The organism is Henriciella mobilis, from assembly GCF_003576315.1.
Lineage (GTDB): Bacteria > Pseudomonadota > Alphaproteobacteria > Caulobacterales > Hyphomonadaceae > Henriciella > Henriciella mobilis.
On the sequence record NZ_QWFZ01000039.1, the window covers coordinates 336967 to 360102 of the forward strand.

At 63.1% G+C, this 23136-nt stretch carries 23 protein-coding genes; 7 read left to right on the top strand and 16 right to left on the bottom strand.

Annotated elements, in window-relative coordinates; all coding sequences use genetic code 11:
- Window positions 1-261 precede the first annotated feature (261 nt).
- The 6 genes from D1227_RS18850 to D1227_RS18875 form a co-directional block, all read right to left on the bottom strand.
- A complete protein-coding gene (locus D1227_RS18850) occupies window positions 262-2073 on the bottom strand; it encodes an ABC transporter ATP-binding protein (protein WP_119405778.1) in 1812 nt (603 codons plus the stop codon).
- The gene (locus tag D1227_RS18855) at window positions 2024-3142 is read right to left on the bottom strand and encodes an inositol monophosphatase family protein (RefSeq protein WP_119405779.1); all 1119 of its coding nucleotides are present in this window, start codon (window positions 3140-3142) and stop codon (window positions 2024-2026) included. Before D1227_RS18855 ends, D1227_RS18850 begins: the two co-directional genes overlap by 50 nt.
- Complete coding sequence (locus D1227_RS18860; RefSeq protein WP_119405780.1) at window positions 3129-4478, bottom strand: TldD/PmbA family protein; 1350 nt, start codon at window positions 4476-4478, stop codon at window positions 3129-3131. Before D1227_RS18860 ends, D1227_RS18855 begins: the two co-directional genes overlap by 14 nt.
- Window positions 4479-4556: 78 nt before the next feature.
- Window positions 4557-5348 carry a CheR family methyltransferase gene (locus D1227_RS18865; RefSeq protein ID WP_158586726.1) on the bottom strand — a complete coding sequence of 264 codons (792 nt, stop codon included), beginning with the start codon at window positions 5346-5348 and terminating at the stop codon, window positions 4557-4559.
- Between the two features lie 153 nt (window positions 5349-5501).
- Window positions 5502-6959 carry a pyridoxal phosphate-dependent decarboxylase family protein gene (locus D1227_RS18870; protein ID WP_119405782.1) on the bottom strand — a complete coding sequence of 486 codons (1458 nt, stop codon included), beginning with the start codon at window positions 6957-6959 and terminating at the stop codon, window positions 5502-5504.
- A 43-nt stretch (window positions 6960-7002) separates the two neighbouring features.
- The gene (locus D1227_RS18875) at window positions 7003-8370 is read right to left on the bottom strand and encodes an MATE family efflux transporter (RefSeq protein WP_147373355.1); all 1368 of its coding nucleotides are present in this window, start codon (window positions 8368-8370) and stop codon (window positions 7003-7005) included.
- Window positions 8371-8493: 123 nt separating this feature from the next.
- Here D1227_RS18875 and trmFO point away from each other — a divergent pair, with 123 nt between their 5' ends.
- From trmFO to D1227_RS18895, 4 genes are read left to right on the top strand one after another with little or no spacing between them, the layout of a single operon-like run.
- Window positions 8494-9906 carry a methylenetetrahydrofolate--tRNA-(uracil(54)-C(5))-methyltransferase (FADH(2)-oxidizing) TrmFO gene (gene trmFO / locus D1227_RS18880; RefSeq protein WP_119405784.1) on the top strand — a complete coding sequence of 471 codons (1413 nt, stop codon included), beginning with the start codon at window positions 8494-8496 and terminating at the stop codon, window positions 9904-9906.
- A 9-nt stretch (window positions 9907-9915) separates the two neighbouring features.
- Window positions 9916-10902: an NAD-dependent epimerase/dehydratase family protein gene (locus D1227_RS18885; protein ID WP_119405785.1), complete on the top strand. Its 987-nt coding sequence runs from the start codon at window positions 9916-9918 to the stop codon at window positions 10900-10902.
- 28 nt (window positions 10903-10930) lie between these two features.
- Window positions 10931-11662, top strand: a complete 732-nt coding sequence (locus tag D1227_RS18890; RefSeq protein ID WP_119405786.1) for a class I SAM-dependent methyltransferase — start codon at window positions 10931-10933, stop codon at window positions 11660-11662.
- Between the two features lie 59 nt (window positions 11663-11721).
- Window positions 11722-11988, top strand: coding sequence for a hypothetical protein (locus D1227_RS18895; protein WP_147373356.1), 267 nt, complete (start codon window positions 11722-11724; stop codon window positions 11986-11988).
- On the opposite strand, the gene D1227_RS18900 is transcribed toward D1227_RS18895, so the two are convergent.
- From D1227_RS18900 to D1227_RS18910, 3 genes are all read right to left on the bottom strand, one after another.
- On the bottom strand, window positions 11985-12593 hold the full coding sequence (locus tag D1227_RS18900; RefSeq protein WP_119405788.1) for a glutathione S-transferase family protein: 609 nt from the start codon (window positions 12591-12593) through the stop codon (window positions 11985-11987). The genes D1227_RS18895 and D1227_RS18900 overlap by 4 nt on opposite strands.
- A 74-nt stretch (window positions 12594-12667) precedes the next feature.
- Window positions 12668-14716 (bottom strand): TonB-dependent receptor, encoded by a 2049-nt coding sequence (locus tag D1227_RS18905; RefSeq protein WP_119405789.1) that lies wholly within the window; start codon window positions 14714-14716, stop codon window positions 12668-12670.
- An 80-nt stretch (window positions 14717-14796) separates the two neighbouring features.
- On the bottom strand, window positions 14797-16080 hold the full coding sequence (locus D1227_RS18910; protein ID WP_119376517.1) for a NupC/NupG family nucleoside CNT transporter: 1284 nt from the start codon (window positions 16078-16080) through the stop codon (window positions 14797-14799).
- A gap of 143 nt (window positions 16081-16223) precedes the next feature.
- On the opposite strand from D1227_RS18910, the gene D1227_RS18915 reads away from it, so the two are divergent.
- Window positions 16224-16490 (top strand): hypothetical protein, encoded by a 267-nt coding sequence (locus D1227_RS18915; RefSeq protein ID WP_119376516.1) that lies wholly within the window; start codon window positions 16224-16226, stop codon window positions 16488-16490.
- Between the two features lie 81 nt (window positions 16491-16571).
- On the opposite strand, the gene D1227_RS18920 is transcribed toward D1227_RS18915, so the two are convergent.
- Entirely contained in the window at window positions 16572-16940 is a 369-nt protein-coding gene (locus D1227_RS18920) for a VOC family protein (protein ID WP_119376515.1), read from the bottom strand.
- Window positions 16941-17088: 148 nt separating this feature from the next.
- Between D1227_RS18920 and D1227_RS18925 the strand changes: the two genes are divergently transcribed.
- Window positions 17089-18006, top strand: coding sequence for an SDR family NAD(P)-dependent oxidoreductase (locus D1227_RS18925; protein WP_119376514.1), 918 nt, complete (start codon window positions 17089-17091; stop codon window positions 18004-18006).
- A gap of 109 nt (window positions 18007-18115) precedes the next feature.
- Window positions 18116-18526 (top strand): Kazal-type serine protease inhibitor domain-containing protein, encoded by a 411-nt coding sequence (locus tag D1227_RS18930; protein ID WP_119405790.1) that lies wholly within the window; start codon window positions 18116-18118, stop codon window positions 18524-18526.
- Between the two features lie 18 nt (window positions 18527-18544).
- Here D1227_RS18930 and D1227_RS18935 read toward each other — a convergent pair whose 3' ends face one another.
- From D1227_RS18935 to tatA, 6 genes are all read right to left on the bottom strand, one after another.
- Complete coding sequence (locus tag D1227_RS18935; RefSeq protein ID WP_119376512.1) at window positions 18545-19198, bottom strand: protein-L-isoaspartate(D-aspartate) O-methyltransferase; 654 nt, start codon at window positions 19196-19198, stop codon at window positions 18545-18547.
- Window positions 19186-19947, bottom strand: coding sequence for a 5'/3'-nucleotidase SurE (gene surE, locus D1227_RS18940; protein ID WP_119405791.1), 762 nt, complete (start codon window positions 19945-19947; stop codon window positions 19186-19188). The genes D1227_RS18935 and surE overlap by 13 nt, the downstream gene beginning before the upstream one ends.
- A 66-nt stretch (window positions 19948-20013) precedes the next feature.
- The gene (serS, locus tag D1227_RS18945; protein ID WP_119405792.1) at window positions 20014-21315 is read right to left on the bottom strand and encodes a serine--tRNA ligase; all 1302 of its coding nucleotides are present in this window, start codon (window positions 21313-21315) and stop codon (window positions 20014-20016) included.
- 185 nt (window positions 21316-21500) lie between these two features.
- Complete coding sequence (tatC, locus tag D1227_RS18950; RefSeq protein WP_119405793.1) at window positions 21501-22340, bottom strand: twin-arginine translocase subunit TatC; 840 nt, start codon at window positions 22338-22340, stop codon at window positions 21501-21503.
- Window positions 22337-22804 (bottom strand): Sec-independent protein translocase protein TatB, encoded by a 468-nt coding sequence (gene tatB / locus D1227_RS18955; RefSeq protein WP_119376508.1) that lies wholly within the window; start codon window positions 22802-22804, stop codon window positions 22337-22339. The genes tatC and tatB overlap by 4 nt, the downstream gene beginning before the upstream one ends.
- Window positions 22805-22824: 20 nt before the next feature.
- A complete protein-coding gene (gene tatA, locus D1227_RS18960; protein WP_199288211.1) occupies window positions 22825-23067 on the bottom strand; it encodes a twin-arginine translocase TatA/TatE family subunit in 243 nt (80 codons plus the stop codon).
- Window positions 23068-23136: the final 69 nt, after the last annotated feature.

The window sequence follows — 23136 nt, forward strand, 5'->3', positions numbered from 1 at the left end:
GGCCCGGTAGGCGCGGTAATACCGCTCGAACCGCCAGACTTCGAGGAAGAAGACCGGCCAATAATAGAGCGGCAGCAGGGCCAGCGTTTCAAGAATCCAGGCGCGGGTCAGCATGGCCCGAATTGGAGCATGGGTTTCAGAGGGGTGGGATGGATTGGTCTCTCCCCCTGCTCCCTCGGGAGAGGGCGCAGGGAGAAGCATCGCATGTCGATGCGCCGGAGCACGGGGATGAGGGGGACTGGCTTGGAAAGGATCGCGCCTTCAGCTCAGCTGCAGCTCCACAAGCCGCTTATAGGCGCCCGCCACGGACATGAGCTCAAGGTGGGTGCCCTCTTCAACCGCCTTGCCATCCTCGATCACGACAATCCGGTCGGCCGAACGGACTGTGGAAAGGCGGTGGGCGATGACCAGCGTCGTGCGGTCCTTCGAGAACGCGTTCAGCGCCGCCTGCACCTTGGCCTCACTCTCGGCATCGAGCGCGGAGGTCGCCTCGTCCAGCATCAAGATCGGCGCATTGCGCAGGATGGCCCGGGCAAGCGCGATACGCTGGCGCTGGCCGCCTGAGAGGTTGCGGCCCATTTCACCAGCCATGGCGTCATAGCCGCCCGGCAGGGAGAGGATGAAGTCATGCGCATTGGCCGCCTTGGCGGCCTGCTTGATCTCGTCCCGGCTCGCGCCCATCCGGCCGAGCGCAATATTGGCGGCTATCGTATCGTCGAAGAGCAGCGCTTCCTGGGCCACCAGTGCGGTCGCCCGGCGAAGACTCGCACCTGTAAAGCCGCGAATATCGTTGCCATCGACACAGACCGACCCTGAAAGCGGATCATATAAGCGCAGCAACAGGTTGAATATCGTGGATTTTCCCGAGCCCGACGGCCCGACCAGCGCGACAGTCTCACCCGGATTGGCCGAGAAATTCAGCCCCTTCAGGGCGATGGACCCATCCGGATAGACGAAGTGCACATCGCGAAACTCGATCCCGCCCTTGGGCGCTGTGAGGGCGATGGCATCATCCCGGTCCTTGATGGCCGGATCGGCGTCGAGGATTTCGAAAACCCGGTCTGCCGCCGCCCCGCCCTCCTGGGCGACCGCATTCAGCGTACCGAGCGCGCGCAGCTCCGGCGCCGCGACAGCAACGGCCCCAATCACGCCGACAAAATTGCCGAGCGATGTGTCGCCCTCGGCAATCCGCCAGGCGGTGAGGCCGAGAATACCCACCAGCGCCAGGCCGCCCGTAATCTCGAGGATCGGATCGACCGCCGCCTTGTCCGTCAGGACTTTCAGGAACAGACGCGAGCGTTCGACGAAGCCCTTGCGGGCGCGCGCCTTCTGATAGTCCTCCAGCCCGTAGGCCTTGACCACGCGGGCCGACTGAAAGCTCTCTGACAGGAGCGAGGTCACCTCCCCGATCTGGTTCTGCGCTTTCTTGGACCGCTTGCGCACGCTGTTGCCGAGCGCGATCACCGGCGCAAAGGCAATCGGATAGATCACCAGCAGAACGAGCGTCAGCTTCCAGTCCATGATCAGCATGGTGATGAGCACGCCAATCACCGTCAGGACGCCCTTGGTCAGATTGTTGGCGAGCCTCAGTCCCGCTTCGCGAAGGGCGTTCACATCATTGATGAAACGCGAGACGAAACCACCTGTGCGGTCTGCTGAGAGGCGCGCGAAGTCGCCATCGGTCAGCGAATCGAACTGGTCGGCCTGGATATCGACAATGGCGCGCTGGACGCCGGTATTGTTGGCCAGGGTCATGCCATAAAGCGAGAGGGAGCGGATAGCCGCCGCCGCACCGATGATACCGACCAGCCACCAGAGATAGGCGGGCACGCCCGTTGTCTCGGGGCCCGCAAGGTCTTCCAGCCCCTCGACGACGAGTTTCAGGAGATAGCCGTAGGACGCGGCGGCCACCGAAGTGATGGCGGCGCAGGCCGTACCCAGCGCGAACCACTTCCAGTGCGGCAGGTACCGCTCCCGGATCAGCCGCCAGAGGCTGCGTGCGCCCCCGCGCCCGCCAGCTTTATCAGACGTGATGGTGCGACCCCGTTTCCGGATCGAGCAGCCGGTGCGCATGCAGGATGAAATATCTCATCTCGGCATTGTCGACCGTCCGCTGGGCTGCCGACTTCCAGGCGTCATAAGCCGCCTTGTAGCTCGGGAAGGCGCCGACGAAATCGATCTTCGAGAGATCCTCGAACTCGACGCCTTTGACGTCCTTCAATTCGCCGCCGATGACGATATGCAGCAATTGTTTGGCTTCCGGCATGTCGGCCATGGGCTTTTGCTCCGTAGTCTCAGTCTTGTCATAGGGCCGCACCGTCCAGTTCGGATCGGGAAGCCGCACCCCTTTGACGCGCTCCACTAACAGAGGATGCAGAGCCTTTCCAGCTGCAATCAGGCTTCTCTGTGCAGGTTCGCTGCGATTGAAGATAAAGGGTTCACCCAGATGCGTCGAGGCTATGCCGCCTGCCTCATTGACGATCACCGTGCCGGCAGCAAGGTCCCAGTCGGACTTGCGCCACAGCACCAGGGTCGCGTCCCAGGTGCCGCTGGCGACCCAGCACATCCGCAGCAGGGTGGCATTCGGCTTGGGATTGGCGAGATGCATGTCCGGCCAGGGAACTTTCCAGGCCGGATGGTTAAGCATGGATTCGGCCGCGATCATGCGGCAGCCGTCTTCCTGCTCGCGCGTGCTGGTCTGGATGGGGTCGCCATTCAGGGTCGCGCCCTTGCCCCGCTCGGCGCAATAGGTCTCGCCGAGAACCGGGGCATGCACCACACCGGCAACCGGCTGGCCGTGCTCGATCACGCTGAGGCCGATGCACCAATAGGCCTGCCCGCTCATGAAGGCGCGCGTGCCGTCGATCGGGTCGACGCACCAGACGGTCTCCAGCCGCTGCGTATGGCGCGACAGGGCCGTTTCCTCCGACAGCCAGCCATAGTCGCCATAGGCCCCCATCAGCCGGTCGTGAACAAGCTTGTTGACGGCAATGTCGGCCTCGGTCACCGGATGGCCGGGATATTTCTCCCAGGACGGCACCGTGCCCTTTTCGAAATAGGCCAGCGCCAGGCTGCCAGCCTCTAACGCCACCTCTCGCAGCAGCTGTGTCCGGTCGGAAAAGCGGCGTTCAGTTGCCTGCAATCGACATGTCCTCGATCATCACGCTCGGTGCGTTGCGGCGACCGCGGAATTCGAGGTCCGACGCCGGGACGAGCCGGGCAAACATGGATGGCAGGTCGCCGGCGATGGTGACTTCCGACACCGGGTACCGCACAGCCCCATCCTCGAACCAGAAACCAGCCACGCCAACCGAATAGTCGCCCGTATTGGGATTGATGGACGGGCCGAACATGTCGGTGACAAGAAGGCCCTTGCCTGCCTCCTTCATGAGCATCTCCGGCGACTTCTCCCCGGCCTCGATGTGGACATTGGAGGTGCCGACGCCCGGAATGCTGCCAAAGCCGCCGCTGGCGAAGCCGTTCGGCTCCAGGCCAAGCTGACGGGCCGACGACATGTTCAGCAGCCAGCGGGTCAGCACGCCGTCCTCGATCAGCAGCTTGCGCTCGACCGGCAGGCCTTCGCCATCATGGTTGCGGCAGCCAAGCGCCTTTTCGAGGAAGGGGTCGTCTACGACGTTCACGCCGCCGGCGAACACTTTCTCGCCCAGCCGGTCCTTCAGGAAGCTGACACCGCGCGCCACGGACGGGCCGGAGATCGCGCCGAGGAAGGCACCGATCAGGCTCGGCGCGACGCGCTTGTCGTAAATGACCACGCCCTTCTGCGTCTTCACCTTCTTCGGGCCGAGCCGGGCGACGGCCCGCTCACCGGCAGTGCGGCCGATCTCTTCGGGTGACGGCCGGTGCGCCATCTTGCGCACGCTCCAGCTGTCATAGTCACGCTCCATCGCGCCATCGCGTTCGGCGACGGCGGCCAGGCCAAGCCCGGTCGAGCCACCGGACAGGTAAGACGAGAAGCCGTTCGATGCGGCCACCCAGCGCTCGGTCCGGCTCCAGCCATTGCCGCAGCCGGACACCGTCTTCACGCCATCAACCGCGAGCGCGGCCGCTTCGGCTGCGATGGCATCGGATTCCAGCCGGTCGATCGGGATTTCGCCGTCGCCTTCAAGGTCCAGCACAGGCGGATCCTTGGCGAGCAGCTCTTCCGGCGCCAGCCCGGCAAACTTGTCCTCGGGGACGGCCTTCGCCATGGCCACGCAGCGTTCCGCCATCGCCGTGATCGCGTCGTCGGAAAGGTCGGAGCCCGACACATGCGCCTGGCGCTGGCCGAACAGGACGCGAAGGGCAATGCCCTGCGATTCAGAGCGCTCGACATTCTCGAGCTTGCCGTCCCGCACATCGACGCTGACGCCTTCAGAGATGCCCAGACTGCAATCTGCGGCCGTCGCGCCTTCCTTCAGGCAGCGGTCGATGAGTGTCTCCAGAATCTCGGCTGGAGGTGTCTTGAATGTTCTTGTCATGCAGCAGGAGGTAACCCCTGCCGGTCGAACCGGCAACGGCCCTGGTATCAGCTTCAGCAGCGAATGGTGAAAACAGTTTCAGCTGAGGAGCCGGTACATGCCGCTGCCAACCTCGGTATCGGCCATGAGGCGGACGTCCTGAGGCGATTCAATGGTGTCTTCGCGTCCAATCGACAGGCAGCCGCCCGGCTTGATCGAGGCCACGAGATTGCCAATCGCGGCCCCCAGTTCCGGCGCTTCCATACCGCTAAGGACATTCCGGCAGATGACCGCATCGAAACTCGCCGGGCCAAGCGGACCATCCAGAAGGTTGTGATGACAGGCCTGTACCTGCTCGCGCAGGGCCGCGCGTGCCAGCCAGTCGCGTTCGCCTGTCCGCGAGAAGTGCCTGAGCATGCGAGGCGTCGACAGGCCGTGCTGGATCTCGAAGTGGGAGAAGGTGCCGGCCCGCGCCCGGTTTGTCGCGCGGTAACCGATATCGCTCGTGACGATGCTGACGCGTTGCTGCGCGCGCCCGCCGGGTATCAGCTCGTCAAGCAGGATGGCCAGCGAATAGGCCTCCTGCCCTGTCGAACCGCCCGCGCACCAGACGCGGACGGGCGCGGCCTCGCTCGACTGGCTGGCCCGCCGGGCAATGTCCTCTGCGACAATCTGGAGGCGGTGGCGCTCACGGAAGAACCAGGTCTCGTCATCGACAAGCGCGTCCGCGAAATAGCTGGCGAGATTGGACGGCACCTGGCGGCCAACTTCCCGCAGCAAATGCTCGAGGCTGGAAACGCCAAGCATGTCCATGACCGGCTTCAGGCGCACCTCCAGCAAGTATACCTTGCGCGCATCCTGGACCTGCCCGGACAGTGACCGGGCAAGCATCAAGAGTTGCTCATAGCGAGAATTGTCAGTCCCGGTCGCCATTTCCACCCACCAGTCTGTCAGCGCGCCCGAGGGTCGTTTTAGGTTAACCCTAACACGTCGCAATCATCCAAATTGATGATGAAGCGAGGGTGAACACGCTAGTCTCTGATTCTATTCGGCAATATTCCGGATACGCGCTCCCGCTTCCAGAATCGACGAGACAAGACAGTCGATGTCCTCAAAGCGGGTGCGATGATTCGTGATGTTCACGCGAATGGCCAGCTTGCCGTTCAGACGGGTCGTCGACGGCGCGGCAACGCCCGATTCCTGAAGATCGACGACGATGGCCTGATTGAGCCGGTCCAGCACCTCTTCGGCCACCACGTCATGCGGCCGGTAGCGGAAGCAGCATATGCTTGTCTCGACCGGCGCCAGCCTCTCAAGCTCGGCTGCATCATCGATCCGGCCGGCCAGATAGCGAACCTGTTCGCAATTGCGGGCCACAGCCGCCCCGATCCTTGCGGGCCCGTGCTCCATCAGGTGGGCCCAGACCTTCAGCGCCCGGAAACTGCGCGACAGTTCGGGGCCATAATCCACCGGCCACGGGAAACCAGCGGCGAGGCCCTTTTCATTGTGCTGTAGATAATCCGGACGATTGGAGAAGGCCCGGCGCTGCAGCGCTTCATCGCGCACCAGCACGTAGCCGGCATCGTAATTGACATGCATCCATTTGTGGAAATCGAACGCCAAAGACTGGGCGCGCTCGATCCCCCTGAGCTTGTCCCGCAGGGCATAAGACAGCATGCCGCTCGCGCCGAAGGCGGCATCGACATGGAACCATAGACCATGCCGGGCGGCGATGTCGGCGAGCTCGTTCAGCGGGTCGATGGCTCCCGTATTCACGGTGCCGGCCGTGCCGATGAGGGCAAAGGGCTGCCGGCCCGCTGCGCGGTCTTCTTCGATGGCATCATCCAGCGCAGCGGTCGCGAAGTGGAAGGTCTCATCGGATGGAATGATGCGGAGCGCGTCGCTTCCGAGGCCCAGCATGTCGAAGGCGCGCGCGACACAGGAATGGGCCTGCGACGAGGTATAGGCGACAAGTTGCGCGCCATCGATCCCTGCCTCCCGTGACCTGAAGTCGAGCGCGGCATCGCGCGCCGTCTTCATCGCGATAATGGTGGCCATGGATGTCCCGGAGACGGTCAGGCCGCTGGCTTCCGGCGGGAAGCCAAACAGGCCACGTATCCAGTCGGCCAGCTGGCGCTCGACATGCAGGGCAATATGGTCCCGCCCACCGGCGTTCACATTCATGGCGGCAGCGGCCATGTCGGCCAGGATTCCCGAGGGCGTGCCCGACCCATGCACCCAGCCGAAAAAGCGCGGATGCGTATTGCCGGGACCGTACGGCAACAACGCGAGGATGGCCTCATCCACATGTTCGGCTGGTGTGCCATCGTCCGGCAGCGGCGCTTTGAACTGCGCCTTCAACGCTTCGGGGACCGGCGTCCAGACCCGCCCGTCCCGCGCGCTCGCCATCTTGTCGATCGCGTGATCGAGCATGTCGTGCGCGCGCTTGCGGAAGGCATCCCAGTCATCGGGATCGAGAAATGAGTCGTCGGAAATCGTCATGCGCGCGTCGTACAGACTGTTGTCACGAAATCAAAGCGGGCAGCTATTCACTGTCGTAACAGTCGGGCTGATAGGCACTTTTCTGATCAATGTCCTTCAGGCTGTGCCGCATGACGATCAGGGCAGCGATCACACCCGAAACCGTGTTTGCGAGAAACGTCGCAATGGCCAGACCGAGGAAGCCGCCAGTCAGCACGCCGATCCACGCACCGGGCGCGAGCAGGCCGATCGCCCGGCCGGCACCGATCATCAGCCCCGAAACGGACCGGCCGAGACCGTTCATGGCTGCGGTCAGCGATACGATCAGGCCATATCCAGCGTAAGACGCAGGGACGATGGCGAGGTACAGGGCAGCGATTTCCTGCGTCCGGGCGGACTCGGTGAAGAAGGATACGAGCCACCGGCCCCCGAAATAGAAAGCCACAGCCAGAACAAGAGCCCAGACAAGGGAGACCCGCGCGCAGAACCACAAACTGTCACGCGAGCGGCCCGTATTCCCGGCCCCGCTATTCTGCCCGACGAACGGCGCTGACGCCGCTGACAGGGCAAGCAGGGGAACGACGGCAAAGGACTGGATTTTGGTCACAAGGCCAAAAGCGGCAACCTCCGCTGAACCGAGCGTCGAAACCGCCGCCGTGGCGATGCTCAGCGCAATAGGATTGACGGACGTGGACAGCGATGCAGGCAGGCCAATTCGCGCGACTTCCTGCCACCTGCGAAGCCCGTGGACGAGCGATGCGGTGCTCAGTGCAAGCAGGTTCTTTCGCCACAGCAGGTAGAAGGCCCCGACAGTGGCTACGGCGCGCGCCGTAATGGTTGCGACGGCAGCCCCCTGCATGCCGAGTTCCGGGATGGGGCCCAGACCGAAGATAAACACCGGATTGATCGCGATGTTCAATATGGCGGTCCCGCTCATCAGGATTGCCGGGCTGACACCATCTCCGGTCGCCCGGAGCATTCCGTTCGTTGCCACTGGCAGGACGAGAAAGATCACGCCGCCAAACCAGATCTGCATGAACCAGGTCGCATCCTTGAGGATATCGCCTTCAGCGCCCATCAGCGAGAGGACCGGTCCGATGAAAAGGAAGCCGAGAACAGACATCGCGATGGAGACAAGAACCGCCATGCCGGCCGCACCCGTCACGATTTCTGCTTGTTTTTCTGCCGAAGCGTCTGCGCCAATCGCGCGTGAAAGAACCGATGAGGCCCCTGCACTTAGCCCGATCGCAAGGCTGATCAGCGTCATGACGACCGGAAACGTGTAGGAAATCGCCGCAAGCTTGGCCTCACCAAGCTGCCCTACAAAATACGCATCCGAAACGCCGATCGCCTTTACAGCGAGCACGCCACTGATCATCGGAATCCAGACTTTCGAGAAACTTTGACGGACTGGACCTTCTGTCAGTTGCACGCTGAGACACTCCCTGGCCGACCATGCTGACCGGAAGCGGAGCTAGGTCGAGCACTGCGCGCGTCCAGCGCCGGGTGCCGGGCTTCCTTGACCGCGAGCGCCTGAGAGCGCACATCGCGGGTCATGAGCATCAAACCGATCCACATCATTGGCGGCGGCATGGCCGGGTCCGAAGCGGCTTGGCAGGCCGCTGAAATGGGCGTGCCCGTCATTATACATGAAATGCGCGGCGTGCGCGGCACCGAGGCCCACCAGACCGACAAGCTGGCCGAGCTGGTCTGCTCGAACTCCTTCCGCTCCGACGACCACACATCGAATGCCGTGGGCGTCCTGCATGAGGAGATGCGGCGCGCCAACGGGTTGATCATCACGAAGGGCGGCAAGCACCAGGTGCCCGCCGGCAGCGCGCTGGCGGTCGACCGGGAAGGCTTTTCCGAGGACATCACCGCGACGCTGGAAGCCCATCCGAACGTCACCATTGTGCGCGAGGAAATCGAGGGTATCCCGCCGGAAGACTGGGACAGCGTCATCATCGCGACCGGGCCGCTCACCTCGATGAAGCTGGCAGACGCCATCCGCGCCCATACCGGCGAAGAGGACCTCGCCTTCTTCGATGCCATCGCGCCGATCGTCTATTTCGACAGCATTGACATGGACAAGGCGTGGAAACAGAGCCGCTATGACAAGCCAGGCCCCGGCGGCGACACAGCGGCCTACATCAATTGCGGCATGAGCGAGGCCCAGTACAACGCCTTCATCGATGCGCTGATTGCCGGCGAGAAGACCGAGTTCAAGGACTGGGAAAAGGACACGCCTTATTTCGAGGGCTGCCTGCCCATCGAGGTCATGGCCGAGCGCGGGCGCGAGACGCTGCGTTTCGGGCCGATGAAGCCGGTGGGCCTGACCAATCCTCATCAGCCGGATGTGAAGCCGCATGCGGTCGTACAGCTGAGGCAGGACAATGCACTCGGCACGCTGTGGAACATGGTCGGCTTCCAGACCAAGCTGAAATATGGCGCGCAGGCGGACATCTTCCGGATGATCCCGGGGCTGGAGAATGCGCAGTTCGCCCGGCTCGGCGGCATTCACCGCAACACCTTCCTGAACTCGCCGAAGCTGCTCGACAATCAGCTGCGCATGAAATCCATGCCGCGGCTGCGTTTTGCAGGCCAGGTGACAGGTGTGGAAGGCTATGTCGAAAGCGCAGCCATGGGCCTGCTCGCCGGGCGCTTTGCAGCGGCTGAGCGGCTGGGCCGGGACCTCACACCGCCACCGCCGACCACAGCGCTCGGTGCCCTGATCGGCCACATCACGGGCGGTCACCTGGAAGGCAAGCAGAGCTTCCAGCCGATGAACATCAATTTCGGCCTATTCCCGGATCCCGAGCCCGGCACCATCCCCAACAAGGATGAAGAGGGCCGGCGCCTGCGCGGCAAGGCCAAGGGGCGCGCGAAGAAAGGCGTTCAGGCGAAACGGGCGCTGGTGGACATTGATGCCTGGCTGGCGGCACAGCGCGAGGCCGTTGCGGCGGAATAGACAGGTCTGATGCATGTTCTTCTGACAGGCTCGACTGGTTGGCTCGGGCGCCATCTCGCTCCCATGCTTGAATCTCTGGGCCATTCGGTCACCGGCGTCGATGTGGCTCCCGGGCCTTTCACACAGGAGATCGGCACAATTGCCGACCGGTCCTTTGTCGACCGTGTGGTTGCGCACCATGGGATCGAGGCAATTATCCACGCGGGTGCGCTGCACAAGCCGGACATAGCCCGGTTCCCAAGGCAAGCCTTCATCGACGTCAATGTGACCGGCACGCTGAACCTTCTCGAAGCGGCGGTTGCCGCCGGTCACAACCGGTTTGTCTTCACCTCGACGACATCGCTGATGATCTCGCAAGCAATCCGGGCTGAAGACAGCGACGAAGCCACCTGGCTGGACGAGGGGCATGCACCACTCGCGCCGCGCAACATCTATGGCGTCTCCAAGCTCGCTGCTGAAAATCTCTGCCGCGAGGTGCACCAGCAGACAGGCCTTTCCTGTCTCGTCCTGCGGACTTCGCGCTTCTTTCCCGAAGACGATGACACGCTAACCGACCCGCCGCCCGAACACCTCAAGGCCAACGAATTCCTGAACCGGCGAATGACGGTTGAAGATGCGGCCCGCGCCCATATTGCAGCGCTGGACAAGGCGCCAGCGCTCGGCTTTGGCGTCTATCTCGTCTCTGCGCCGACTCCCTTCCAGCAAGAAGATTGCGCCACCCTCATGACAGACGCTGCCAGCGTCATTGCCCGCTATTTCCCGGACGCGCCAGAGCTGTATGCGAAGCGCGGCTGGGCCCTTCCGGCAAGTATCGGGCGTGTGTACGATGCGTCTGCCTTTCAGCGTGATCTCGGCTTCAGCTTTCAGACGGATTTTTCCGTGATCCTGGACGCGCTCCGGTCCGGTGGTGACCTGCCCTTTGCGCATGACGCCGGCTATCCCTCGCCCAGCGTAGCGGGCGCCGGTCTGATCTGGCCGGACAATCGACGCGACTGACTGGCGATACGGTGCTATCAGCCAGCTGATGAACGCGCTCTATGACACAATCGGTCTGAAATACGCTGAGCTTCGCAAGCCGGATGCGCGGATTGCGCGTCAGATCCATGCCGCACTGGGCGATGCGAGAAGCGTCCTGAATGTGGGGGCAGGCACCGGGTCGTATGAGCCTGATGACCGCGAGGTCATAGCGGTCGAGCCGTCTGCGGAAATGAGCGCGCAGCGCAAGCCGGGCATGGCCAAGGTCGTTCAGGCGGTCGCCGAGGCCCTGCCCTTCCCGGACAGGTCTTTCGATGCCGCCATGGCGAGCCTCACCATCCATCACTGGTCCGACCCGGCCAAGGGCTGCGCGGAGATGCGGCGCGTCACACGCGGGCCGATTGTCTTCATGACCTTTGACGCAGCCGCCCCTGCCTTCTGGCTGACCGACTATCTGCCCGGCCTGATCCGGCTGGATGAAGCGATCATGCCGCCGATTGAAAAATATGCCGAATGGCTCGGCCCCGTCGAGATTTCGCCCATTCCCATTCCGCAGGACTGCACCGACGGCTTCCTCGCCGCCTACTGGAAGCGGCCCGCCGCTTATCTCGACGCACGTATCCGTAGGGGCAGCTCATCTTTCTGGAAGATCGGTGACATATCGGAGCCGCTTGCCCGGCTGGAACGCGACCTGAAGGATGGCACCTGGGAGCGGAAGTATGGGCACCTGATGGAGCGCGAAACGCTCGATTGTGGATACAGGTTAGTGCGAACGATCTGACCCGGTTTGCCCATCCGCCGCGCCTGTAAACTCAGAACACCCTGCACCGGAGCGCGGCGATGAGACCTCGGAAAACATGGACAAGACTCGCCGGCGCAATGGGCGGGCTGTTTCTGGCCGTCTTCGGCGGATACCTGCTCTACGAGAAAGTCGGTCTCTCGCTCGCGAGCGGCATGACGGAAGAACGGGTTGGCCTCATTAAGAGGGCAGAGGAACCGGGCATCTTCTGGACGTCGGTTCTCAGCAACGCGCTGTTCGGCCTGACGCTCACCGGCCTTGGTCTGACAATCTTGCTCGTGACCTTCTCTGCCCGTTCGCGCCTCTAACCGATCTTCTCCATCACGCGCGGCATCCATTTGCCGATATTCTCGAACTCTTCATGCGGCTTCCATTTCATGACGCCAGCAAAGCCGGTGAAGCAGTAGAGCGTAATGTCGGCAATCGAGAAGCGGCCGCAGGCGAGGAAATCGTTTTCGGCGAGATGCGCATCAACGCGCTTGGCCATGGCGCGGGCACTTTTCTCGGCCTTGGCGGCAGCCTCGGGAACCTGCGGGTTTTCCAGCGGCGCCATCATCGGATGGGCATTGCGGAACCAGGTCGCGAACTGGATGAACAGCATCAGCTCGATGCGCCGGTCCCACATCTCGATGAGCGCCTTCTCCTTCGGGTCGATCCCCATCAGGTTCGGCTCGGGAAAGACGCCCTCGAAATAGGTACAGATCGCGCGGCTCTCTGTGATCTTCGTGCCGTCGTCGAGGACAAGCGCCGGGACCTGCGAGAAGGGCGAGACTTCGCGGTAGGCCTCGGACTTGTGCTCCTGCTTCATGATCGAGATCTCCTCGATCTCGACCGCATCAAGCTTGCCCTTCGCCTTCAGGAATTTCGTGACGCGCTCGGGGTTCGGCGCCTGCGGGCTGTGATAGAGCTTCATGGGATCCTCCTGTTTGGCGGGAGGTTTAACCCATTCGGCAATATGAGCGAAGACTGACGTTGGGGAGGCCCCGCTCAATCGAACCGCTTGCGCACACCGAAGGTCGCATTCAGCGGCTCGCCCGGGAAATAGCGGTTGCCGCCGAAGGCAAAGTCGGCCCGGTCGGCATAGTTGAGGTCGAACAGGTTGCGCACGATGACGAAGGCTTCGAGATCGTCGGTGAACGCATATGAGGCCCGCGCCGATGTGACCGTGTGGCCGGGATAGGTCCGCGTGTTGCCGGGATCGGTAAAATACTCACCGATATACTCCGCCGACAGGCTCGCCTCGAAGGCTTCCGTGGGCCGCCAGGTCAGGCGCAGGTCGCCCAGCCAGTCCGGCGCGGTATCAACTTCATTGCCGGAACGGATGACTTCCGAACCCGAGGCGACGATGCGGTCAAACGTGTAGGTATGGTCGCCATAGGTCGCTGTGCCCGACACGGTGAAGACCCCGTCGCCCAGCACGTCCCAGCTCGCCTGCGCCTCGATGCCCTGATGGCGGGTCGAGCCGTCGGTGACGTTCAGGCCATCGGAGTCGCGGAAGAAGAAATTCTCCTTCTCGGCATGATAGGCGGCGACATCAAATGCAAGCCGGTCACCCAAGGCCGTCCCGCGCGCGCCGATCTCGAAACTGTCCATGGTCTCTACGTCGGCCTCGGCAATGCCTTGCTGCGACTGCAGGCGGTAAAGGTCTGAGGCCTGCGGGGCGCGTTCGCCGCGGGCATAGTTCGCGTAGTAGCTGACCGCGCTGCCCTCGGGCGTCCAGATTGCGCCAAGCTTCGGTGTCAGCAGGTCGAAACTGTCCTCACGGTCATCGGGCACGAGGAAGCGACCGTTCGGCCCCGGCGGGGCGGCGGTCGAGTAGTCATAATCATGCGTTTCACCGCGCAGGCCTGCAAGCACGGTCACCGTGTCCGAGACCGCCCATTCCAGCTCGCTCCAGAGCGCCAGCACGGTGGTGTCGACCTCATAGTCATAGTGGACACCCACCGGAAAACGCGTATCGCCGGGAAAGAAGCCGAACGGCTCAAGCTGGGTTTCCTTGAGCCAGCCCGAAGCGATGTCGGCATCGGCGCCAATGCGGAGGGTGAGCGCGTCAGAGGCCTCGACCTCGTATTTCGATTGCAGGCCAAACGCGTCGTGACCGTTCTCCTCCACACCGCCATTCGGCAGGAAGTGCTGGGCGAACGCCATCTCCTGCCAGCGATAGAAGGGCGTCAGCGTCAGCTCGCCCGGACCGATTTCGCGTGAGAGGCGAACAGCGCCCATTGCCCACTGCGCATCGCGATAGGCTTCGGGGTTCGGATTGGAGCTGGCAATGTCATCATCGCGATAGGCCTTGTAGCCCTCGATGAAACCGGCGGTCTCCTGATTGAGGTTCGACGCGCTGACCCAGACGAGCCCGTCCCAGCCCGCGGCGTCGAAGGCATAGGCTACCGACAGCTTCTGCTGCTCGACACCAGTATTGTCCCGCCAGCCGGTATCGTCCTGCAGGGACAATGAGGCGCGCAGCCCGGAGGACAGATTGCCCGTGAGGTCTGCCTTGTAGCGGCCCAGCGTTGAGCCCGAAATTCGCGTATCGAGGGAATCGCCGAAGGTCGGCTCACCCTGGAAGATATTGATCAGCCCGTGCACCGCATTCGAGCCATACTTGGCCGAGCCCGGCCCGCGCACGATCTCGATGGCCTCTGCCGTTTCGTGGTGGATCTCGAACAGCGAGTTCACATTACCGAAGGCAGGCGAGCGGGTCGGCACACCATTTTGCAGGATGAGGAAACTCCCCTGCCCCGCCCCGCCGGTCAGCACGGGCGAGCGCAGCGCGATGAGGTGCTCCTGGCCGGAGTTCATCTGGATGTTCACGCCGGGCAGCTGGTTCAGGATTTCAGCCGGGTGGTCTGCATCGATGGTGGCGATGGTTTCGGTATCGAGGGTTGCCACGCTGCCGGGCTGCTCAGGTGAACGGTCGCCATAGACCGTTACCGGCTGCAAGCGCTCACCGGTCTGAACCTGCTGCGAATGCGCCGCAAAGGCGGATACAACGGCAAAGCTGGCAGATGTCGCGAGCAGGTGGCGGAGCGGCATGGGGAGAACTCATTCATTGGGAACACTGTCACCAAGAGTACTAGGTCGCTCACCCCGCCCTGACGAGCCCCACCGCTGCGTTAGCCTGCCCCACCGGTAAACAGTTGCACCGGCAGCGCGCCGACAACTGCGCCCGACAGGCAGGTCGCCAGAGTACCGGCGATCAGCGTCTTCCAGGCGAGTTCGAGGAAGGTTGCTCGCCTCTCAGGCGAAATGATGTTGAGCCCGCCGATCAGGATGCCGATGGAGCCGAAATTGGCAAAGCCGCAAATGGCGTGGGCCGTGATGATCCGCGTGCGCGGGTCCATGCCGTCTTCCGGGATATTGCCAAGTTCGATGAAGGCGACGAATTCGGTCAGCACCGTCTTGATGCCCATCAGGGAGCCGGACAGCGAAGCTTCCTGCCAGGGCACGCCGATCATGTACATCAGCGGCGCGAAGATCCAGCCGAGGATGCGCTGGATCGAGAGCGGCTCTCCCGCCACATCCGGGAAAACGCCAAGCCCGGCATTGACCAGCCAGAGCAGTGCCAGCGCCGCGATCAGCATGGTTGCGATGTTGAGCACGATCTGCAGGCCATCGGCCGCGCCGGTCGCGAAGGCGTCCATGGTCGAGTTGTATTCGAAATCCGGCTCGTGGGCGCGTTCGGTTTCCTCAGCCGTTTCCGGCACCATGGTCAGGGCCATGGCCACGGCAGCCGGCGCCGCAATGATCGAGGCCGTGAGAAGCTGGGCCAGCGGGTTTGACATCACCCCGTCGAGGAAGGTCGTATAGATGACGAGCACGGAGCCGGCGATGGTCGCGAAACCGGCCGTCATCAGGATGAAGATTTCCGAACGCGTCATGCCCTTGATGTACGGTTTGACGAGGACCGGCGCCTCGGTCATGCCCATGAAGACGTTGGCTGACACAGCGAGCGATGTGGCCCCGCCAAGGCCCATGGCCTTGCGGAAGACGAAGGCAAACCCCTTGGTGATCCAGCGCAGGATATGCCAGTGCCAGAGGATTGCTGACAGGGCCGCGACAACGATCACGACGGGGAGGATCTGGAAGAAGAAGAGCGGCGGTGCATCGCCCGCCATGATGTTGCTGGCCGCGACATTGTCACCGACATAGCCGAACACGAAGCTTGTGCCGTTGCGGGTCGCTTCCTGCAGGCCATCGACGATCACATTGGCCTTGAACAGGATGTTGCGCACGGGCGGCAGGCCGAACAGGACGAGCGCGAAGGCGAACTGGATGGCCACGGCGCCTAGCACGATCCGCCAGGGAAATGCCTTGCGCCGTTCTGACAGGATCCAGCCGATTCCGAAAATCAGCGCGATGCCAATCAGCGCGCGCGCATTGTCCCAGCCCCATTCCATACCGATCTCCTCCTGACCCGGATGATTCAGCCTTAGCCTGCGAGCGGGTCGCGCTCTACCCCTCTTCTTCAGGATTGATGCTGGAACACGTCCGGGGCCCGCGCGTTGATCACACTGTGAGCAATGACTGAAAGGAGTGAGATATGAAACGCAAGACTTTCGTCCCCCTGCGCGAACAGACGGTCAATATGGAGCCGCGCCCGGTCACGACAGACCAGGTCGACGCGGTCCTGAACGCTTCCGGCGCCCTTGATGAGCGCATGGAGAAGCTACGCGACCTGCGCCAGAAACATGCCGACTGGGTCAATCGCCAGCCAGAAACCGACGGCCGTCCACTGATGCGCTATATCGACGACGGCATGCTGCGCCTGCTGCGCCAAGGCGACCTCAGCGAGGTCGAAGCCGCGTAAGCGCTGCCCGTCTGATGATAAGAAAAGACCGCCGGCAGAAAGCCAGCGGTCTTTTTTTGTTTCCTGGTCTGAAGCGCAGGCCTAGCCGAGCTTGCAGACGCAGATCTTGTTGCCGTCCGGATCGCGGAAATAGGCGCCGTAGAAGGTCGGCATGCGATTGCCCGGCTCGCCTTCATCCTTGGCGCCGAGTTCGATGGCCTTCTTGTAGGCGCGGTCGACGGTTTCGTTGTCCTTGCACGCCAAGGCCGGCATCACGCCATTGCCGACCGTGGCCGGCTCGCCGTCATAGGTGCCGCCAATCGCCAGCATCGGCTGGCCAGGGCCCGTGCCGTAGAAATAGAGCCGGTCGTTGTCGAAGAAGCGCTGGGCGCCAAGCTCCGGCATCAGCGCATCATAGAAGGCCAGTGCCTTCTCGATATTGTTCGATCCGAGCGTCACATAAGCCAGCATGTCGTTCCTCCTGTTTTCTGGTGGGCGAGTTTCATCACGCAGCAACCGCGCCCGCAAGCGCTAACCCTGCGCCAATGCTTGACGTTTACGTGAGCGGGTGCTGCAAGGCTCGCCATTCGAATTTCATACTGTTCTGAGGAGTCTTTTCATGTCGAACATCCGTTTTGATGGCCAGGTCGCGATTGTCACGGGCGCCGGTGGCGGCCTTGGCCGCTGTCACGCGCTGGAACTGGCCCGCCGCGGGGCCAAGGTCGTGGTCAACGATCTCGGCGCCTCCATGGACGGCTCGGGCGGCAGCTCGGAAGCAGCCAACAATGTCGTCAAGGAAATCGAGGCGCTCGGCGGCGAGGCCATCGCGAATGGCTCGTCGGTGACCGATGATGCCGGCGTCAAGAAGATGATCGCCGACGCCATGGACAAGTGGGGGCGCATCGACATCCTCATCGCCAATGCCGGCATCCTGCGCGACAAGTCCTTCTCCAAGATGACGATGGAAGACATCCAGCTCGTCGTTGACGTTCACCTGATGGGCTCGTTCAAGCCGATCAAGGCCGCCTGGGACATCATGAAGGAGCAGAATTTCGGCCGCATCGTCGTGACGACCTCGTCGACCGGTCTTTATGGCAACTTTGGCCAGGCAAACTATGGCGCGGCCAAGCTCGGCCTCGTTGGCATGATGAACACGCTGAAGATCGAAGGCGCCAAGAACAACATCAAGATCAACGCTGTCTGCCCGGTCGCCGCGACCCGCATGACCGAAGGCCTGATGCCGGAAGAGGTGCTGGCCCAGCTGAAGCCGGAATATGTCACGCCGGGCGTGATGAACCTCGTCAAGCAGGATGCCCCGACGGGCATGATCCTGTCGGCCGGCGCCGGTGCCTTCTCCATGGCCGAAATCGTCGAAACCAGGGGCGCCTATGTCGGCCAGGGCGACGCGCTGACGGCCGAGGCCGTCGAAGCGGCCTGGGACAAGATCACCGACACCTCCGTTCAGACCCATTTCAATGCGGGCGGTGAGCACGGCCAGAACATCTTCGCCCTGCTGGCGGCGGGCAAGAAGGGCTAAAGACCGGTCAATCCTGTAACAACATGGCCGGGCGGGCGAGGCAGCGTATTGCCTTTCCGGCCCGGCCATGCGCGTATTGCGGTCTGGAATCACAGACGGGGGTCTGACCATGCGCTTGCTGATCGTATCATTCGCGGCTCTTCTGGCCGCTGCCTGCCAGCCGGGCGAGACGCCGGCCGAGCCGGTCGATGCTGCCGATCCGGCGCCCGTCGAGGACACCACGCCAGCCGACGCAACGCCTGCGGCCCCTGCCCCGGCCCCCGATGCTGAAGGCGCCATGTGTGGCGGCGTTGCCGGCATTTCCTGCCCGGCCGGCCTTTACTGCCAGCAGCCCGACGGCCAGTGCCTTGAAATCATGGATGGAAGCGGCACGTGCCAGCCCATTCCGGAGGTCTGCACGCAGGAATACATGCCGGTCTGCGGCTGTGACGGCCAGACCTATGGCAATGCCTGCGAAGCGGCTGCTGCTGGCGCAAGCGTTGCGGCCGAAGGCGAATGCGCCGGCGCGGACATCGAATAGCCCAGACGAGCCGAACGCCTAAAGCGCGGCTGATTTCCCGGCTCTCAGGAGCGGGAGCGGTTCGAGAATCGGGAAATCGGTTTCCTCGCCGGTCGCGGTCACCCGCCGGATCACCTGGTCCTTGCCTGTCTGATTGAACGGCGTGACCAGCGCGCCGCTGCGCGAAAGCTGTGACAGGAGCGCATCGGGAATGCCGCTGACCGCGCCGGTCAGCAGGATGCGGTCATAAGGCTTGTGCTCCGGCCAGCCATTGAGACCGTCGGCATGCTTCAGCGTGACATTGTCGACTTTCAGCTCAAGCATCCGGGCGCGCGCGTCGGTGACAAGCTTCTGGTAGCGGTCGAGCGCCCAGACATGCCGTCCGATCTGTGCCAGCAGGGAGAGCATGTAACCGCTGCCCGCCCCAATGAGGAGGATGCGATCTTCCTTGCCCGGCGTTGCCTGCAGCGCTCCGAGCAGCTGCGCCACGACCACCGGCTTCGGGATCATCTGGCCGCACGGGATCGGCAGGGCCGTGTCCTCATAGGCAAGCTCGGCCAGCGCCGGCTCGACAAAGACGGACCGGTCGATCGTTTCCATCGCCGACAGGACAGCGTCGTCGCGAATGCCCTGGCGGCGCAGCAGCAGCACGAGGCGGGCTGCGCGAAACGGATCGGCGATCAGGTCCGCCATGAGGCTTTCAGCTCCTCGAGATAGCGATTGTGCGTCAGGTCGACATGCAGCGGCGTGACAGAGATGCGGCCTTCATAAATGGCCCGCAGGTCGGTGCCTTCGTCGGGCTTCGACAGACGCCCCTTGAAGCCGATCCAGTAATAATCGTTGCCGCGCAGATCCTCGCGCTTTTCGGTGTGGATAATCGATTCGTCGCGAAAGCCCTGACGGGTGATCTCGATCCCGTCGACCTCATCGGGCTCGCGGTCGGGAAAATTGACGTTCATCACGACATCATCCGGCCAGCCTTTTTCGATGAGCGGGCGCAGGACTGTGGCGCCCCATTTCTTCGACGTTTCCCAGGGCAGCGAGCCGCGTTCACGGAAGCTCTGCGCCTGGCTCAGCGCGACGGAAGGAATGCCCTGCTGCATGCCGAACATGGCAGCCGCCACCGTGCCGGAGAAACTTGTATCCTCGGCGATGTTCTGGCCACGATTGACGCCTGACAGGATCAGGTCCGGCTTGTCGTCCATCAGGTCCTGCAAGGCGATCAGCACGCAGTCGGACGGCGTGCCCATCACCGCCCAGCACTGTTCGCGCACCTTCCGTGTGCGCACCGGCTGGGTCAGCGTGATGGAGCGCGACTGGCCGGACTGCTCGACCTCGGGGGCGGCGATCCAGATATCGTCGGACAGCTCGCGCGCAATGCTTTCGAGAATGGAAAGCCCCGGCGCGTGGATACCGTCATCATTGGTGAGGAGGATTTTCATTCCAAATGCTCGCTTTTGCTTGATCCTCCCCCGCTTGCGGGGGAGGTGCCCGAAGGGCGGAAGAGCTTACGCCCCGATCACTTCCAGCCTGCCCATATACGGCTTCAGGGCGTCCGGCACGGCGATGGTGCCGTCCTCGCGCTGATAGTTCTCCAGAACGGCGACCAGCGTGCGCCCGACCGCGAGGCCGGAGCCGTTCAGCGTGTGAACGAATTCGGGCTTCGGTTTCGGGTTGTCCTCGGTCGGCTTCGGGCGCCAGCGCGCATCCATGCGCCGGGCCTGGAAGTCCCCGCAATAGGAGCAGGAGCTGATCTCGCGATAGGTGTCCTGGCTCGGCAGCCAGACTTCGAGGTCATAGGTTTTCCGCGCGCCCGCGCCCATGTCGCCGGTGCAAAGCAGCATGCGGCGGTAAGGCAGCTCAAGGCGCTCGAGGATGGTCTCGGCGCAGCGCGTCATCCGCTCCAGCTCCTCGAGGCCCTCTTCCTCGTCGCGGACGATGGAGACGAGCTCGACCTTGTTGAACTGGTGCAGCCGGATCATGCCCTTTGTGTCGCGCCCCGCACTGCCTGCTTCGGAGCGGAAGCATGGCGTGTGCGCGGTCATGCGTTTGGGCAGGACGTCAGCGTCGAGGATGGATTCGCGGACGCTGTTGGTCAGCGATATTTCAGACGTCGCGATCAGCCAAAGACCATCCGTTGTCTGGAAGGAGTCCTCGCCGAATTTCGGCAGCTGTCCGGTGCCGACCAGCGCCTCATCTCGAACCAGGACGGGCGGCGTGGTCTCAGTGTACCCATGCTCGCCGGTCTGGACATCCAGCATGAAGTTCGCCAGCGCGCGCTCAAGCCGCGACAGCTGCCCGCGCAGCAGCACGAAGCGGGAGCCGGACATCCTGGCCGCCGTCTCGAAATCCATCATGCCGAGCGCCTCGCCAAGGTCGGCATGATCCTTTGGCGCGAAGCTGAACGCGGTCGGCGTGCCGACCTTTTTCTGCTCGACATTGCCGTCCTCGTCCTCGCCGACCGGCACATCGTCCAGCGGCAGGTTCGGCAGGCCGAGCAGGATCTCGTCCAGCGCCTCACGGGCGGCGGCTTCCTGCTCGCCGGCTGCCTCGATCGTGTCTTTCGCTTCGGCCACGACCGCGCGCAGGCGCTCGAACTCGGCCTCGTCGCCCTTGGCCTTGGCCTGGCCGATCAGCTTGGAGTTGGCATTGCGCGCACTCTCGGCTTCCTGCTTGTCGGTAACAGCCTTCCGCAGGGCGCCATCATGGGCGAGGATATCGTCCACAGCATCGCCGAGTCCCGGCTTGCGGCGGTTCCAGGCGGCGCGGAAGGCCTCGGGATTTTCGCGGATCGCGCGGATGTCGAACATGGTGCGAGACTCACTGCTAAACTTGAAGACCGGCCCCCTGTAGAGGAATTGGGCGCAAAGCGGAACCGGGGAGATGAGGGAGATTTGCCCCACCCCGACCCTCCCCGTAAGCGGGGAGGGAGAGGGCCCCGTGCGATGTCTCCCTCGCGTTCCCTCCCCTCTGGGGAGGGTCAGGGTGGGGCGGGCTACTCTTCAGCCTCCCGCGCGGCCTCTTCCTCTTCGGCCTTCTTCTCCATCATGCGCACGCACCAGATCGAGATTTCGTAGAGGCCGTAGACCGGCACGGCGAGCATGACCTGCGAGATGAGGTCGGGCGGGGTGAAGAAGGCGGCGGCGACCAGAATGGCCACGACCGCATACTTGCGCCCGGACCGCAGCGTGTCCGACCCGATAATGCCGGCGCGCCCCATGAGGCTGAGCACAACCGGCAGCTGGAAGGACAGGCCGAAAGCAAGCATCAGCGCCATGACCAGCGAGAGGTATTCCGACACCTTGATCTGCGGCGTGATGGCAGCGATGCCATCCCCGCCCAGCTGCTCGAAGGACAGCGCAAAGCGGGAGATCAGCGGCAGCATCACGAAATAGACGAACACCGCCCCGATCACGAACAGGACCGGCGCAGCAATCAGGAAGGGCAGCACCGCCCCCTTTTCCTTGCGGTAAAGCCCCGGCGCGACGAAGCTGTACATCTGCCAGCCAATGATCGGAAAGGCGACGAAGACGCCGGCAAAGAGCGCGAGCTTGAGCTGCACGAAGAAGACTTCCAGCGGCGCGGTATAGATCAGCTCGAAATTGGCATCCTGGCGGGTGAGTTCCGCGACGGCGACCAGGGGCCCGAGCAGGATGTTGTAGAGCGGGCGTGCGATGAAAAAGCAGCCAATCGTCCCCAGCGCCAGCGCAACGATTGACCAGATTAGCCGCGAGCGAAGCTCGATCAGGTGATCGAGCAGAGGCGCGCGCGAAGCTTCCATCTCGTCATCATCAGTGATGTCGGGGCGTTCGTCCTCGCGCATGTCCTGGCTCATGTAGAGGAGGCTTTCTTGCCGGTATCGTCAGGCGCGGCATCCCCGGCTTTTTCGGTTTCAGCGGGGCTGGCGGGCGCCTCGGCCTCGTCCGGCGATGCGGCCTGTTCGGTCTCTTCCGTCTCCGGCATGGCGCCTGGTCCCCGGCTGTCGGCGTCGGAATCCGGCAGCGGGTTTTCCATCATGACCTTGCGGTTGATGTCCGCCTCGGTCTTCTTCAGGTCATCGACGGCCTGGGTGAGCTGGTTGTCGCGGCGCAGATCCTCGATTTCCTTGCGCAGCTCATCAAGCTCGGCCTGACGGGCAATATCATCGAAGGCCGACTGGAACTCGCGCGCCATGGAGCGGCCCTTGGACACAAACTGGCCGAGCTTGCGCATCATCATGGGCAAGTCCTTGGGGCCGACAACGATCAGGGCGATGACCGCAATCAGCAGGAATTCTGTCATTCCAAATTGAGGAAGCATGGATCAGCCTTCCCCGGGCGTCAGCTGGACGACTTCGTCTTGTCCTTTTCAGGGGTGACGTTGACCATCTTGTCGTCTTTGAGCGACTTGCCAGACGCAGACGAGGTCTTTTCCTCCTCGTCATCATCGTCATTCAGGCCCTTGCGGAAGGACCGCATGCCCTTGGCCATGTCACCCATGATCGAGGAAATCCGTCCGCGCCCGCCGAACAGCAACAGGGCGACGATCAGGACAATGAGAAGCTGCATCCAGCTGGGGGCCATGGCCGTACTCCGCGTTTATACTAGCACAGATAGCGCTGAGCCGGTCCCGGCTCAATGGGCGCGTCTGAG

What these genes read in the sequence shown, in the direction of transcription:
- D1227_RS18870 (WP_119405782.1), bottom strand. Translation starts at nt 6,959, where the DNA reads ATGACGATTTCCGACGACTCATTTCTCGATCCCGATGACTGGGATGCC.
- D1227_RS18920 (WP_119376515.1), bottom strand. Translation starts at nt 16,940, where the DNA reads ATGCTGGCTTATGTGACGCTCGGATCGAACAATATCGAGAAGGCACTG.
- D1227_RS18905 (WP_119405789.1), bottom strand. Translation starts at nt 14,716, where the DNA reads ATGCCGCTCCGCCACCTGCTCGCGACATCTGCCAGCTTTGCCGTTGTA.
- D1227_RS18930 (WP_119405790.1), top strand. Translation starts at nt 18,116, where the DNA reads ATGCGCTTGCTGATCGTATCATTCGCGGCTCTTCTGGCCGCTGCCTGC.
- tatB (WP_119376508.1), bottom strand. Translation starts at nt 22,804, where the DNA reads ATGCTTCCTCAATTTGGAATGACAGAATTCCTGCTGATTGCGGTCATC.
- D1227_RS18925 (WP_119376514.1), top strand. Translation starts at nt 17,089, where the DNA reads ATGTCGAACATCCGTTTTGATGGCCAGGTCGCGATTGTCACGGGCGCC.
- D1227_RS18910 (WP_119376517.1), bottom strand. Translation starts at nt 16,080, where the DNA reads ATGGAATGGGGCTGGGACAATGCGCGCGCGCTGATTGGCATCGCGCTG.
- D1227_RS18885 (WP_119405785.1), top strand. Translation starts at nt 9,916, where the DNA reads ATGCATGTTCTTCTGACAGGCTCGACTGGTTGGCTCGGGCGCCATCTC.
- D1227_RS18915 (WP_119376516.1), top strand. Translation starts at nt 16,224, where the DNA reads ATGAAACGCAAGACTTTCGTCCCCCTGCGCGAACAGACGGTCAATATG.
- serS (WP_119405792.1), bottom strand. Translation starts at nt 21,315, where the DNA reads ATGTTCGACATCCGCGCGATCCGCGAAAATCCCGAGGCCTTCCGCGCC.
- surE (WP_119405791.1), bottom strand. Translation starts at nt 19,947, where the DNA reads ATGAAAATCCTCCTCACCAATGATGACGGTATCCACGCGCCGGGGCTT.
- D1227_RS18850 (WP_119405778.1), bottom strand. Translation starts at nt 2,073, where the DNA reads ATGCGCACCGGCTGCTCGATCCGGAAACGGGGTCGCACCATCACGTCT.
- D1227_RS18900 (WP_119405788.1), bottom strand. Translation starts at nt 12,593, where the DNA reads ATGAAGCTCTATCACAGCCCGCAGGCGCCGAACCCCGAGCGCGTCACG.
- D1227_RS18935 (WP_119376512.1), bottom strand. Translation starts at nt 19,198, where the DNA reads ATGGCGGACCTGATCGCCGATCCGTTTCGCGCAGCCCGCCTCGTGCTG.
- tatC (WP_119405793.1), bottom strand. Translation starts at nt 22,340, where the DNA reads ATGAGCCAGGACATGCGCGAGGACGAACGCCCCGACATCACTGATGAT.
- D1227_RS18895 (WP_147373356.1), top strand. Translation starts at nt 11,722, where the DNA reads ATGAGACCTCGGAAAACATGGACAAGACTCGCCGGCGCAATGGGCGGG.
- D1227_RS18865 (WP_158586726.1), bottom strand. Translation starts at nt 5,348, where the DNA reads ATGCTTGCCCGGTCACTGTCCGGGCAGGTCCAGGATGCGCGCAAGGTA.
- D1227_RS18860 (WP_119405780.1), bottom strand. Translation starts at nt 4,478, where the DNA reads ATGACAAGAACATTCAAGACACCTCCAGCCGAGATTCTGGAGACACTC.
- D1227_RS18890 (WP_119405786.1), top strand. Translation starts at nt 10,931, where the DNA reads ATGAACGCGCTCTATGACACAATCGGTCTGAAATACGCTGAGCTTCGC.
- trmFO (WP_119405784.1), top strand. Translation starts at nt 8,494, where the DNA reads ATGAGCATCAAACCGATCCACATCATTGGCGGCGGCATGGCCGGGTCC.
- tatA (WP_199288211.1), bottom strand. Translation starts at nt 23,067, where the DNA reads ATGGCCCCCAGCTGGATGCAGCTTCTCATTGTCCTGATCGTCGCCCTG.